At 52.5% G+C, this 14,559-nt stretch carries 10 protein-coding genes; 4 read left to right on the top strand and 6 right to left on the bottom strand.

Features of this window, described 5'->3' with window-relative positions:
* The first annotated feature begins 369 nt into the window (after positions 1-369).
* Positions 370-765: a hypothetical protein gene (locus tag AADEFJLK_RS00420; protein WP_088620397.1), complete on the top strand. Its 396-nt coding sequence runs from the start codon at positions 370-372 to the stop codon at positions 763-765.
* Between the two features lie 217 nt (positions 766-982).
* Here AADEFJLK_RS00420 and AADEFJLK_RS00415 read toward each other — a convergent pair whose 3' ends face one another.
* The 5 genes from AADEFJLK_RS00415 to AADEFJLK_RS00395 all read right to left on the bottom strand — a co-directional run bounded on the left by AADEFJLK_RS00415 (position 983) and on the right by AADEFJLK_RS00395 (position 6,088).
* On the bottom strand, positions 983-2,200 hold the full coding sequence (locus tag AADEFJLK_RS00415) for a hypothetical protein (protein WP_103972922.1): 1,218 nt from the start codon (positions 2,198-2,200) through the stop codon (positions 983-985).
* Between the two features lie 3 nt (positions 2,201-2,203).
* Positions 2,204-3,043 carry a hypothetical protein gene (locus AADEFJLK_RS00410; protein ID WP_103972921.1) on the bottom strand — a complete coding sequence of 280 codons (840 nt, stop codon included), beginning with the start codon at positions 3,041-3,043 and terminating at the stop codon, positions 2,204-2,206.
* A gap of 186 nt (positions 3,044-3,229) precedes the next feature.
* A complete protein-coding gene (locus AADEFJLK_RS00405; protein ID WP_103972920.1) occupies positions 3,230-4,705 on the bottom strand; it encodes a hypothetical protein in 1,476 nt (491 codons plus the stop codon).
* 10 nt (positions 4,706-4,715) lie between these two features.
* A complete protein-coding gene (locus AADEFJLK_RS00400) occupies positions 4,716-5,270 on the bottom strand; it encodes a hypothetical protein (protein WP_103972919.1) in 555 nt (184 codons plus the stop codon).
* The gene (locus AADEFJLK_RS00395) at positions 5,267-6,088 is read right to left on the bottom strand and encodes a hypothetical protein (protein WP_103972918.1); all 822 of its coding nucleotides are present in this window, start codon (positions 6,086-6,088) and stop codon (positions 5,267-5,269) included. The genes AADEFJLK_RS00400 and AADEFJLK_RS00395 overlap by 4 nt, the downstream gene beginning before the upstream one ends.
* Before the next feature lie 562 nt (positions 6,089-6,650).
* Between AADEFJLK_RS00395 and AADEFJLK_RS00390 the strand changes: the two genes are divergently transcribed.
* Genes AADEFJLK_RS00390 through AADEFJLK_RS00380 form a run of 3 tightly spaced genes read left to right on the top strand, consistent with a single transcriptional unit; the run spans position 6,651 to position 11,038 of the window.
* A complete protein-coding gene (locus AADEFJLK_RS00390; protein ID WP_103972917.1) occupies positions 6,651-7,319 on the top strand; it encodes a helix-turn-helix domain-containing protein in 669 nt (222 codons plus the stop codon).
* Positions 7,320-7,322: 3 nt separating this feature from the next.
* Positions 7,323-9,572, top strand: coding sequence for a KGGVGR-motif variant AAA ATPase (locus tag AADEFJLK_RS00385; protein WP_103972916.1), 2,250 nt, complete (start codon positions 7,323-7,325; stop codon positions 9,570-9,572).
* Positions 9,569-11,038 carry a hypothetical protein gene (locus AADEFJLK_RS00380; protein ID WP_146054474.1) on the top strand — a complete coding sequence of 490 codons (1,470 nt, stop codon included), beginning with the start codon at positions 9,569-9,571 and terminating at the stop codon, positions 11,036-11,038. Before AADEFJLK_RS00385 ends, AADEFJLK_RS00380 begins: the two co-directional genes overlap by 4 nt.
* 79 nt (positions 11,039-11,117) lie before the next feature.
* Here the strand turns inward: AADEFJLK_RS00380 and AADEFJLK_RS00375 are convergent, their stop codons facing one another.
* The gene (locus tag AADEFJLK_RS00375) at positions 11,118-14,405 is read right to left on the bottom strand and encodes a bifunctional diguanylate cyclase/phosphodiesterase (RefSeq protein ID WP_211299119.1); all 3,288 of its coding nucleotides are present in this window, start codon (positions 14,403-14,405) and stop codon (positions 11,118-11,120) included.
* Positions 14,406-14,559: the final 154 nt, after the last annotated feature.

Here is a 14,559-nt window from a genome sequence, read left to right as displayed (position 1 = left end):
TACCTGAGCTTTTTTGAGTTTGTCCATAATGTCAGAAAACGCGGGAAAAGCTTGCTGTCTTCGTTACTGGCTGTTTTAGTTAAAAAGACCCCGAAACCCATATAGAGCCTCATTAAATAACCCTTATCTAATAAAAATTATCAAAATCAAAATATTAACTGTTAGAAATTAGCAAGTTAACATTACCCAAGTGCAGCGCCAATATGTCCTATCTCCCTGATTCAAAAAAGCATCTAATGCAGCCGTAAGCGAGGTTGCATCAATAGCTATGGCTTTGCTTACATTGCATGACAAAAATCAGTTGTTTATACACAAACAACCTATGCAAATAATAATGGACACATTACAGATGTCCGAGGAGAGATGAAAATGCGTACGACAAACATCCGGTTTTTACTAGCAACCATTGCGGTATCGGCAATGGGCATGGCTTCTAATGTTATGGCCGCCCCGCTGACGACCTCACCTGCATGGTCTGACAGCGGCCAAAGCTATCATGCCTGCAATGCGGTCAATGTCTCATTGGTTCCACAAACGGTTACCATAGACCTGATCAACAGCAGCGGTACTGTGGTTTCCACCGCTACCCCTACCTTGGCGGTGGGTACATCGGCAGAAGTGGCTTTAGGTAGCGGCGGCGATTTTGGTGGCTTTGCAAGCTGCCGTTTTACCACGGCAAAAAATTTCACCATTCGCGGCAATATGACGGTCTTCCGTTGGACGGGTACGTTTTATGATTCGCTGGCTGTGATAGAAGCGCATTAAGTTAACACCCTAGGGTAAAGGAAGACCTTGCTTAACCGTCTGGCAACCATTTTTGACGGTTGTCAGACACCTAAGCCTTTTTTACCGCTTTCCTGTCGGATTGCTTGCAAAACTACCATCTCTCAACCCTGTCTTGCACTTGTGATAAGGCGGCGGCCTTCTCATCACCCCACCAGCTTCTAGCAATGGCAAGGCGACTGAAACAGACTTTTTCATCCTACGCCCCACTGCCGCTCAAAATAATCTGCGGTGCGAACCCGGCATTACTGTCGCAAAACAGCATAACCTGGGCATAACGCCCGGCGGTTTTGGTAAAGCCGGCCACATTGTGCAACGCCCCGCCGGAGACGGTGAAGGTCACTTGCCCGGTGTTGGCTTGGTAGACGTAACAATACCACCCGGCGGGCGTAGAATTGACGATGGTTGCGGTCATCGCCGCCGTGCCGTTAAAGCGGACGATACTGCCGGATGGTAAGTTGCTGGAATACAGGGTTACGGAACTGGTGTAAGTAATTACGACCCGTGCCATCGCGTTAATATTGCCGTCCAACTTCTGCACGGCTTGCAATAGGGTGTCGGTGTCGGCCACCGTGCCGGGGCTGGAGTAAAACCCCGTCAGCACCGAATTCAGTGCCCGCTGGACGGTAAAATATAAATTGCCCGCCTCCGGCACCACCCCGGTATTGAGATCATGAAAGGCTTTATCACCGCCTAAATATTGGTTGGCGGAGATAAAAAATTCCACATCTGTAACATCATAGGTCGGCGAATTAAAATTCGGATTGAGCGACAATTCCACTATATCAAAATATAGCGCAGTTAAATCCAGTTCCAAAACGTTTACGCCCAGCACCAAATACGGCAAATTGGCACTAAAATCCGGCGTTATCCATTGGCCTTGAATCGTATCGCCGCCGCCTACGCCTGAACGGATATCAAAGTTTAAATTGGTAAACGTCGGCAGATCGGTGATATTCAGGGTCACTTTAACGCGCGTAGGCCGCCAACCCGCCGCCCAACTGCCCGACACCACCAAAGCCCAGCCGCCGACGACGGCATACTTCGCCCCATCCCATTGGTTAAACGGGTATTCTGTCCAAACATCAGGGCCGAACTTTTGCACATAGCCAGAAGCCGTACCCGCCGCAATCAGCGGCTCTTTGGCATTGAGCGCCGCCTGCACATCCGTCTGCGCCGCCAAAGTGCCGCCGATACTGCCCCAAGCCGCCGACGCAGCAGCTTCGACCCAGTGGCTATTGGCCGTGCCGCCTTCCAGTCGGTAGGTTTTCCCGTCCGCTGCCACCGTACATACCATAAACTCAAACCGTGCCGCCAGCGGAATCGCATCCCGGGCGGCCAGATCGGCGCGTAGGCTATATAGGTCCAGCGGCAATGCCGAGCCGCGTTGAAAACTGCTTGCTAAAGGGATGGCCATAAACTAAAGCTTATAAGTGTTGGTGAAAAGGGTTTGGCTGGTGGGCTGGTTAAACTCATAAATAAAATAGGCTTGCGCCGTGCCGTCCAGTCCCGTAATCGTTGCGCTGCGTTGTGTGTAATCGGCCAACGTCTCAAAGCCGTTGGTATCGGTGATCGAGCTTAACGCCCCATAAGCCGCCGGATAAGCGAAATAGAACACCTCGCCGCTAGGGCTGGTGGTGACGGCCTTGCTGGGGGCTTGGGCAATAATGGCCTTGGTCAAACCCGCCACCTGCACCGCCGTCAAACCCGCCGCCCCCACACCAAAATAATAGGGATAAACAAAACGGTAACTGACCGCGTTACTGCTAACCGTGGTCGTGCCGTCGCTGACTACCGAGGTATAGGTTACGGTATCGCTAAAGCCGCCATTATCAGTCATCGTTTCCGTACCGCCTTGGGCTTGCGGCGCGGCGACCGCACCCAGCAACACCCCATCACGGTAAAATGCCACCGCACTGATTGCGTCAGAACGCCTGAGCGTCACTGCCGCCAACGCCACCGCCCCGACCGGGTCGCCTTTCTCGCGGAGACTAGGCGCGGGGCTGGCGGTTAAGGCAATAGTGGGCGGCGTATAAGTCAGCGCCATCAACGCATCCACCGACGCTTGCAAGCTGGCAGTGTCGAGGTATTGGCCTAAGGTCGCGGAAAAACCGCTATGGCCATGCCCCGCCACCGCCCCCACCGTCGTGCGTTTAGTCGTGCCTTCGCTGCTGTCGGTAAGGTCGGCGGGATCGAGGATCAGAAAAATATCCCCGGCATCGGGGCTGGGTTTGCTGGGGTAGGATTGGTATTGTGGCATGGGAGTCGCTCGTAGGTTGTCGCGTCGTGCAAATCGTGTAGGTCGGGCAAGCGGTTCTGCCCGACAGACCAGCATGAATTAACGGCCAGCCCTGCTTAAGGCTAGCGGGTCATAAGCCGATAATTGGGCGTTCAACAGATAGGTCGGTCGGGCAACAAAAAGCCCTTGCCCGACAATGGCAGCCGATTAGCCAAACGGCTTCCACTTCGCATTGCTAGGCACAATATTCTTAATATAACCATGATGCTTAGGCTTGGTCATCCGCAAATACCCGTACATAAACTGGAACCAACTATGCACCATCGCCCCACCCATCCCAAACGGCAACGGGATTTTCGACATCGGGTAAAACTGCCGCCAACCAATCGCATCCGCGCCAGGGTTCATATTCAGACAAGGCACCGTCACCGTACCCGGAATATCCCGGTTTAAATCGGTATACACCGTGGTCGCGCCCGTCTTGGCAATCACCGCCATCAAACGCAAATCGTCGGTGTTATTCGTGCCGCCCAAACGGCTACGGTACAGCGCGTAACCCGTTTCCGCACCCGCCACCGCCGACTCGCTAATGGTCAACACCACTTTTTTGCCCGCCGCCGCCGCCACTTGCGCCGACTTGACCACCTGCGAATAGCCCTTACCTTCGCCGTCAATCGCCGCCACCGCGTAATAATAATTGCCTGCCCGCGCCGCATCGAACTGCGAATCCGCCGACGAAGCCGACGCGCTGACACTTAAACTGGCGGGATTAATCCCCGCGTTTGCCGCCGCAATGGTCGGATAATTGACCTCAAACGGTATCCCCATCGGAAACTCGTTATCAATTAAAAACGTATCCTCGGTCACTGCCAACTTACCGCCCGACAAACGGATGGCATCGACATGGCCGCCGAGCATCGGCATATTATTGCCGTCCGGCAACCACCGGAACGCCGGATCCAAGCCCATATTCAAATCCGCTTGGACACCGACACTCACCAAGGCATCGGTCAAACTGCCCCACGAACCATAACGCTTAATGGTCGCCTGCAACTTAGCAAAACTGTCCACCGAATCCAACGCCTTGCCCTGCAAATCGATGACATGCTCTTCGCTCATCTTGCCCGCCGCAATCTGCTTATCAATCAAGGCCATAATGCCGTCGAAATGCACCGGACAGGCATCGGCGTTACCGTGCAAAATCTGATACTCGGTATCGGTCAAAATCCCCAACGCGCCGTTGCGCTCTTCAGCGGCAATCGGATCGACGATATTGCCCACCGCCTCCAACACATGCCCGACTTGGCGCAACTGCGCCATCAGCTTAACCTGGCCGACTTCGCGCTTATACTCGCCCGTGGCATTTCTGACCGTCGCCAACTGGCTAATGGAACTGCCGCCCGGAAAACCGCCCACCGCCGTTTGCGTCACATACTGGTCGATAATATTGGTGGCGTTACTGGAGCGCAGCTTATTAAAAGCGACAAAATGCTGATTATCTTGCAACGTCGCCTTCATAATGCCGTCCAAGGACTCCATGCCCAACGCCGCACCGCCGGAGAACTGGGAAAAATCCGTGCCGCCCGCATTCGCCTCCAAAGCCTTTTTCAACGCATCCGCCGCTTCCAAATAATTGCCGCCAAACATCGCCGACGCCGCCGACTGGGCATTTAAAATACTCATACCTTTCTCCTTAGACACTTAACACTTTGACAATAATGGCCGGATCGACCTGTAAACCCTGACGCACTGCGACATCAGCCACCGCATATTCATGGCCGGAAATCTTACCCACCTCCATCGCCGCCAACGCTTTCGCTAAAAACGGTTGCGGCGAGACATCTGCCGCCGCCGCTTGCGCCACTGATTTTCGGCCCGCCCCACGGCTACCGAACGCCTGCATCTGCGTGTGCAGTTCGGCAATACTCTCGTTTTGCGCCTTCAGCAAATGCATCAAGCCGCCGACCGCCTTCACCAAATCCGCATCGCGGGCCTGCAAACGCGTGTCCATCAGCTCACCGAACGACTTTAACAGTCCGTCGCCGTCAAAACCTTCCGCTTTTTGCAACGGCGCACAGGCCGCTGCATCCGGTGCATCTCCCTCATCTTCCCTTTCCTCCCGTTCCTCCCCTTCCTGGGCATCCGTATCCGAATCCGCTTGCCCCGGCTTAGCCTTCCGCTTCGCCGCCAACGCCTTCGCTAACTGCAAGCCATCCAGCTCGTCCAATAACTCTTGAAAATCACTCATGTTAAGTTCCTACGGTTGCGTAAATCTGTTAAAAATCGGCGGCTAAACTGTCCGGCCAGTTCGGCGCTTAAGCCCCACTGCCGCTCGGCAAACGCCGCGACATCCTGCGCCGCCAACGTCCCCGCCAACAACGCCCGGGCCACCTGCTCACGGTACGCGTTATAAGGCAAGCCATCCGGCAGCACCGCCGCCGTTTGCAGAACAAAGCCATTCAAACTCTTGGCAAATACCCCGACCGGTGCCGCTGACACTTCCGGGATGGTTTTATTGACCGGGCAACGGTCCAGCGCGACATTATTCCAGCGCACCCGGTCAATCACCGCCACCTTCGCCCCCGTCGCCGGATCGGTCTGCACCGACTTCGACAACACCGCCCCGCCCACCGACGGATACCAACGGCACGGCGGCGTTTGCCGGGTCAATGAAGCCCACACCCGGTTCGCGTTCTGCGCCATCGGCGAATCGCCCTGATACAACTGCGCCTTCACAAACGTGCCAGCCCCGTCCATCTTCACCGCCACGGGCTTGCCGATTTCATAATCCATGAAATTCGCCAAGCCCGACTTAGGCCCTAAAATAGTGTAATGGCTCAGGTCAATATTGCCGTGGCGCAAAAAATACGCCGCCGACTCGCCCAAGGCCTGTTGCAGCACCACCTCGTTCTGGTGGTCCAAATCTTCGTTAGACGCTTGGAAGTATAAAAAACGGCAACCGTCCGCCTCGCTGGGCGTCGCCTTAAGCAAACCGCCCACCGCGATAAAATCGGGCAGCTCGGCCAGCAGTTGTTGGTCTGTAGGGGTAGGGATAGATGTTTTCATGGGTGACATGGTAATGTCACGACTTTGGGGGCAGGAATAAGGCGGGTAAGATACCGTCATTCATTGGGCAACAAAGCGTGGAGTGCAAAGGTCTTTAGCCTTTGCACAACGGCCTAAGCCGTGCGTACCATCGCTCCACGCCCCGCTTGTTTAACGCCGGATGCTATATAGATGCCGTCACTCATTAAGCAACACAGAGACAAACCAACCTGACAGGTTGGATTAGGCGCGAGGTTAAAGTCCTCGACAAAGGCTAAAGACCTTTGCATTCCGCCGAAAGGCCGCACCGAATGGAGTGCAATGCTCTTTAGCCATTGCACGATGCCCTAACCGTTTGTGGCAACGTTTAGCCTGTCGATTGCTTAACGCCGGACGCTACACAACACCAGCAACGCTAGGATAAAACGGGTACGGAATAACCTAGCAACCTGATACTATCTGCCTCGCCAATAAAAAATCAATAAAATATCAATGATATTTAATTGATTATTTGAAGATTCGAGACTATATTGATAGTCAGGCTGGGTACTAAATTATAATTAAAAAGAAAAGAGAGGATACTATGTCAAATAACCATTGGGCTTTGCTTGAACGCATACAACAGGGGCTAAATAAGGTGTCTGACCTACCACCCACCATGATGCTGGCAGTTGCCGACCGCCTTGAGGAAACCATAGCGGTATCGACACGCGAACCACTGGAAGTGCTTGCCAAGCAATTGGCGGACTTATTCAATACCCTGTTAAGCGTGGCGCCTAGCGAAACTGTTAATGCGGTTCGCGGTGCCGCATCCTCAGACGCACCAGAAAATGCCGCTTACATGCTAGGTCAAGTCAGCTTTGCTCAATTGTTGGCCTCCCAAGCCGCTGAACGGCGGGTGGACGATAGTTTCTTATCAGCCCTGAAGGATCGCCGCTATCAATCTTATCTGCGCGTGCTTTTTAAACAGGATTGCACAGGTACTGAATTGGCAAGTGAAATAGGTGAACGAGGTGAGACTGTCAGTCGAAAACTTAAGGATTTAAGAGAATTGGGAATAAGCGATTTTCGCCGTGAAGGCACTAATTTATGCAACTTTCTTACACCAACAGCGCGGACTGTGCTGAGTGAGGTGTTTGCGAAACAAAGCCCTGAGGAAAATGTCAACACCTCAAAAAAGGTAATAATACTTTTAACTCAACTGGACCCCCGTTATCATCATGCCCCGTCATTCGCTCCCAAGGGGAGATAAATCATGACAATTGACAACAAACTTGGCCAAATCGTCACCTTTTATTCATTCAAGGGGGGGGTAGGCCGTACTATGGCCTTGGCTAATGTTGCCTTTTTAGCGGCCCAAAATAATTTACGGGTACTGGTCATGGATTGGGATTTGGAAGCGCCGGGACTTGCCTATTACTTCCGAGGCTTACTGGAAGTACCTGATGTCAAAAAATTAAAAGACGCGCCAGGTATTCTGGACATCCTGTGGCAATGGCGTAATGGCATCAAGGCGGCGGAAACGGAACTTAGCGCATTGCTGGCGACATTTCGGGCAGGCGACCCCTTTGCAAGCTGTGTGACTCCCTTACTAGAACCCCAAGGGGTTGTCCTAGACTTTATAGGTGCTGGTAGTCGGCTCATCCAAACGCCCGAACCAAAAACCTACGAGGAAGCCCTGGCTCATTTTTCTTGGTCGGCCTTTTTTGAGAAAGAAGCGGGCGGCCATGTTATCGAGAGCCTAAGGCAATGGGCAAAAAACCACTACGACATTATTCTAGTGGATAGCCGTACAGGCTTGGCGGATGCCGCAGGTGTTTGCACCATGCAAATTCCCGATGCGGTCGCGTTGTGTTTTGTCTTGAACCGCCAAAACATCGATGGCACTGCCAAAATTGCTGCCGCCATCCGCGCCCAAAGTGACAATGCCATTGCCTTGCGCCTGTTGCCGATGCGGGTCGCCCGGCAAAATACCTCGGAAGAAAGCGATGCCCGCTCCAGAGCAAACTGGGAGCTAAAACGGGTGGGCGGCTTTCAGGCTGAAGCGATTAGCAACGATTTTCGGGATCTGGCGGTACCAGCAACCGATAACGTGCCATTCTATGAAACCTTAGCGCCTTTTACCGCCACCAACCCTAAGATTGACCCTTTAACACTAAACTATTTGGGAATAGCTTCCGAACTTATAGGTAAACCACTCACCATACCAACACTTGATTTGGCATGGATAGAATTGGTGCGCCGCCGATTACAGCCTCGCCATGCCACCGTAGACTATATCGATAAGCTCCAGTCAGCTGACCCAAGCCGGACAGTCGCCGAATTACAAAGGCTGATTGACAATGCTTTTGATGCCGAAATAGACGGAGGGGAAATAGAGGATGATTATGTTGTAACATTAGTTAACGCGGTACTAAGGTCACTGGGTGATTTTGGCAGCAACTTTGATGGCATGGAGGAACTCCAAAATAGCACCTTAGAATTACTGAGGGTTTTGGTCAACCACAACCCTAGCCAATGGCGGATGTTACTGGTGTCTGCCATTGGGCATAATCTGGATTTTTTTGCGGGAACAGAAGAAAGAATTATCTTATACGAAGAACTGGATGGCTTGCTGAGCCAATCGATGACTATCGACAATTGGTTAACGAGATTGTTCTATCGGCGCAATGTTGCCTGGCTGTTTGTTGACAATAAGGACACGGAAGCGGCAATGCAGACAGTTGGCGAGATTCGGGGGCTTATCCAAGACTTGAGAAATAAGCTGACCGCATCGCCGCAATTGGAGCAAATCATTGCCGCAAACGCGGATATATCCCTATTGACAGGTGATGTTTATAACATAAAACAGGATGTCGAACGCTCTATTAGAGAGTATAGGGAAGGGTTAAGCCAATTGCCTAATATGGGATCGGATACGGCATACACTCAGAACTACCTGAGCTTTGAACTCCACAGCCGACTTGCCGTAGCGCCGCAGCCCTTTGTCACTATAGCCGAGGCCGCCCACCATGCTATCCTGGCAGCCCAGTGGGGCAGAGGCGTTTTATCCATGCAGAAATTTGTGCCGCTGGCACAAGTAGTGCTGAAAGCGACGGCCGATCAAGAACAGCCAGAACTCGCGCTTGATTTTTGCGAAGTGGCTCTGGCGGTTAAGGGTATACCTATTCAACATTTGGCTATCTACCTAGGGCGGCAAGCGCAATCCGCCCGAGATTTCCTGACGACTGCCTATGAACTTTCCGACACCATCTTAAAAATAGACAGTGACCGTTCAACATCGGTGTTGTTGCTTATTGCCGAAGCCATAATAGTGGTTTTACGCAATCTTCTGCGCCGCAGACAGACGATCAGTGTAAAAGACCGCAACATTATATCCAACGAACTAGATTATATAATTGACATTTTCAAAAGAAGTCAAGTGCCTTTGGAAAAAGTATCCGACCTAGAGGAAATCGCAATGCTCTTAGGGAGCCAGCGCCCCCATGAAAGCCGCAAACCATGATGCCCATAAGCCCACTCTACCCAGAGCAAGCGCTGGCATTACGGTTCATAAGCCTCTGGAAGCAAATTGCCGCGTGTACATCGACTCAACGCTCTATGGCGGTTACACCTGATACCGTCGCCATTGCGGACATAACAGCGGCACTGGAGCAAGACAGCGCTCAGGATACACTGAATCTTATCAGCCAATTGCTTGACGGCAATACAGCAACACCGACCATTGTGCGCAGCAATATTCTGGCAATAATGCGCACACTAGATGAGATGTTTTACCGCATCCGTCCTAAAGGCAGACTTGCGCCAAAGTCCAGACCCTACCTTCCCGCCTGGTTGAAAGAATTACAAGGCCAATATTCCATGTTCGGCCACTACGCTAACGATGGCGATTGTCTGCTTATTCCGCGCGGGCCACTCTTGCGTATCCCGCGCGAAGAAAATGCCGCCAACGCCGAAAACTTGGCAGACCGCTTTGCGGCATTGGCGGTGGTCAGGCTTAAGCACAACCATAATGGCCGTGTTATCAGCATACGGCATAAAATTATTGATTCCAGTAACGCACACGGTGTGGCTTCCGGCTCAACAACCGTCGGCCATGAAAAGGTGGCCTTTATCCCCATTGCCGAAGATAAAGACCATTTACAGGCTACCGAAATCCAAAGATCGGAGAAAAAGTTCGTTGATTTTCGGATTGACGCCAGGCTTAATTCCGCAGAGCGATTACTTGCCGCTTTAGTGCAAGCGGGTCGTGTTGATATTGTAATGGCACCAGAAATGGTTATGTCAGAAGCTCAGGCCAATGATTTGGCTGATAAGCTACAATCACATAAGGGGCCGCGTCCCCGAATCATTATTGCCGGTTCGGGGGCGACAGAATCAACCGATGAAGATGGCTTGCCTTGGAATGAAACCCGTATCTTCAACGGAATAGGCCATGAATTGTGGCGGCAACGGAAAATATGGACTGCTGGGCTTACCAAAACTCAAGCCGATAAGTTAGGGCTTTCGGATATTGGTGCCCTCAAGCTGATGAACGAATACAATGCCGAAGACAATGAGATAGTCATCGTTGATGCAGGTAGCCTAGGGCGGTGCGTCGTACTCATCTGCCAAGACCTCCAGGCCGAACCCGTATCAACAATCATCAGCCAATTTCAGCCAGATTGGGTGTTTACACCTATCCTAGACAAGGGGATAGGTGCGGGTGGATGGGTGCATCAACGTACCTTTAGCCTTAGCGGTGACTCACAGGCAAGATTTTTGGTCGCCAGCAGCACAGCCTTAGCGCAATGGCTCGACCCGACAAAATCCGTAGCCTGTGGTTTTGCCCACGGCCCCAAAGCACCCACTGCTACCGAAGATAAAGGGCGGCTTTATGCGCTAGCCAACGTTGTCGAACATTCTTCACCCGGCTATGCCATTATCACTTGGCGCAGCAAAGATGGCTGGTCATCTTCAACCCTTACATAAGCTTAAACACCATCCCCAGCGAAGTTACCTGCCTTTTCTTCTCAAAATCACTCTGTAAGGTGCGGATTTATAATGTCACTCACCTATCCCCCAAAAACGCCCGCCCAAACAAACCCTCAAACACCTCCGGTGCAACCGGCTTAGAAAACCAATAGCCCTGCCCGTAATCGCAGCCCATCGCCGCCAACAAGCCGCATTGCCCTTCGGTCTCCACCCCTTCGGCGATGACTTTAATGCCCAGCTTATGCGCCATGACAATAATCGCCTCGCATAAGACTTTATCGTCAGACTGCGCCGTTAAGTTACGGACAAACGACTGGTCGATCTTTAAATAATCAATATCAAATTTTTTCAGATACGCTAACGATGAATAGCCTGTGCCAAAATCGTCCAAGGCCACTTGCAGGCCGGCATCCCGAAAGGCCATAAACTTATCGTCAATAAAGCGGTCGGTCTCTAACAGTAAACCTTCGGTGATCTCCACGACAATGCTTTGGCCGGGCAAACCCAACTTTTTGAGCTGTTCCGGCCACGCTGGGTAATGCAGGTTTTTGTCTTGAAATTGTATCGGCGATTTATTGACGCTGATCTGGAAATCCCGGCAATAGTTTTCGCGCCAGTGTTTGACTTGCCGGACGGCTTGCAAAAACACCCATTCGCCAATGGTGATAATCAGCCCGGTTTCCTCGGCGATAGGGATAAATTCGCTGGGGCTGACCAGCCCTAACTGCGGATGCTGCCAACGCACCAAGGCTTCCGCTTTAACGACGCGCCCCGTCGCCAACTGGACAATGGGCTGATAAACGACCCGAAGTTGCTGCTCAGCCAAAGCAGAGTGCAGGTCATTGGCCAAATGCTGCCGTCTCTGCGCCGCCGCCTGCATCATCGGGTCAAAAAAACTATAGCGGTTGCGCCCTTGGGCTTTGGCGTAGTACATGGCTTGGTCAGCGCATTTTAGTAAGGCATCGGTGGTGCCGGCCACATCCGGATAGGTTATGATGCCGATGCTGGCGGTAACGTAAGCCAGATCGCCACCTAAGACAAAAGGCGTTGCCAATGCCTCCAGAATCTCTTGGGCGAGCGTCTCGGCACGGCTACTATCGCCCTGCCCCCCCATAATGACGGTAAACTCGTCGCCGCCCAAGCGTGCCACCGTATCAACCGGGAGAACACACAGTTTCAGGCGTTGCGCCACATCCTGAAGCAACTGGTCGCCGATGTGATGCCCTAAGCTGTCATTCACTTCCTTAAAACGGTCGAGATCAAGAAACAATAACACGAAAGCGGACTTAGCGTGATCCGCCTTCTTGATTTCCTGCTCCAGCCGCTCATAAAACATCCGGCGGTTAGGCAACCCGGTCAGCGGGTCAAAATTGGCTTGCCGCCAAATCAGTTCGTCAGCGGCCTTCTTCTCAGTAATGTCATAAAACAATGCGACACGCCGATAGACCGAGCCGTTCGGTTTAAAAATGGTGTTAACACTTAACCGTTCGGCGCAGGCTTCGCCGGATTTGCGCCGGTTCCACACTTCCCCTTGCCAACGTCCGGTGGTGTTGATTTGCGCCCACATCTCCTGGTAAAAAGCCGGGTCTTGAAGGGGGGTACTGCGGATATTCGGGTTTTTGCCGATAATATCTTCGGCGGTATAACCTGTCAGTTGGGTAAAGGCCGGATTAATGGCGATGATGATATTATGTTCATCGGCGACCATCATTGCCTCACTGCTGTTTTGGTAAACCAAGCTCGCCAATTGCATGGCTTCTTCGTTACGCCTGCGCTCGCTAATGTCTTGGTTGACCACAATCGCCCCGGTAATGTGCTGGTCTTTATCCCTCAGCGGCAAAGCCGAATTCAGGATGGTCTTGCAAGTGCCGTCAACACATTCGATATCGATCATTTCCTCCAGCACCGTCTCACCGTGCCTGATGGCCCGTACCGCCGCCCATTCTTCATCCTTAACGCGCTCGCCCGTAGCGCTCCACCAGCCTTTATAGGCGCCATAGCTTGCAATGCCGACATATTCGGCACCCGCCCAAATTTGTTGTCCGGCGGCATTGCCGCGTATCACCGTGCCGTGTGCGTCCACCACCCAAATGCCGATGGGCAAATTATCCAGCACCGTGCGCAATAACTGCTGCTCTTGCTTAAGTGTATCGGCTGCCTGTTGTTGTTCGGTAATGTCTTCTATGGTAGACCAGATATAGTTTTCACCGTCAGTGCCGGTAATGCGCACCCCATTCAAACGCACAACAATCCTATGACCATCGTGACGGATATATTCCTTTTGGTAAGGGCCATAGCTTCCGGTCGCGTTTAATTTCGCCAATTGCTCGATTTCTTGCGGCGCATACTGTTCGGGCGTGAGCTGCCAATAGGTCAGCGTGTTCAGTTCGTCCAGTGAGTAACCGACCATCTTAAGCAACGCCTGATTGGCCTCAATGAAACGGCCATCCAATGAATTTCTCGCCATCCCCAACGGCGACAAGTCAAACATTGCCCGCAGTTTTTCCTCGCTTAACTCCAGCGTCCGTTTGGCATCAGCGTTTTGCCGGGTGATCAATGCCAATGTCAGCCCCACCACCGACAGCGCAATGGTATAAAACCAAAAATTCACCAGCTGCGCCTGAGCGGCCATTGTGCCGAACAAACCGACCTGCCAAACCAAACCCAATAAACTTTGCGTGACCGACATCAGCATGATCAGCAACACCCCATGCCGGCCAAAGCGCATACCGCTCCAGACGAAGAACAGGAACATCCAAAAGCTCAGCACCGGGCCGGTCAGCGTATTAAACCACCCCAAAAAAAGGCTCTGGCCAAACAACCAAGCCAGACCAAAACAGGCGGCGATTTCGGGTAGCCGCCCGCGCCGCAACCAACGGTAAGGCGGTTCCCGCCAGACTAAAAGGCAAGGGGTTATTAACACCATCCCCATCATATCGCCCTGCCACCAGTGCAGCAAATTGGCTACAAACCCTGACCATGCCGACACCCCTGCCAGCACCAAGGCCGTGCAACCCAGCATTGCCGACACCCCGGCACTGAGCATAGCGGCAACCACCAACACCAAATAATCCCTCAAACGCCGCAACGCCAAATCGCCGTGCAACGGCCCGTTTAGCAAGTAAAACCCCATTAACGCTTCTAGGGTGTTGCCGCCAGCAATCGCCGCCGCCAAGCCGGGCGGGCTTCCTGCCAAACTGTTGCCCAGCCACGCCCCGACAAAAACGCCCAGCCCATAGTGCTTGCCACCGATCAGTAATGCCCCCAACGCCAAGCCACTGCAAGGCCAGATTACCGACACCACACCGTTAGGGGAGAAAAAATGCAGCATGAGTTGGGCAAGGCAGGCATAGCTAAATGCCAAAGCGGCTGACTTTAATAAAAAAACACCGCCAGATACGGATAAAGATTTCAAAGACAACACCCAAAAAAGGTTAGGAACGGGCATAAAATAACATCGGCAATACCCTGATTATTCTGCTATCTTGACCACAAAGGCGTGACGACACTTGCCCTTC

The organism is Methylovulum psychrotolerans, from assembly GCF_002923755.1.
GTDB classification, from domain to species: Bacteria; Pseudomonadota; Gammaproteobacteria; order Methylococcales; family Methylomonadaceae; genus Methylovulum; species Methylovulum psychrotolerans.
This window is presented reverse-complemented; position numbering and strand designations above follow the sequence as displayed.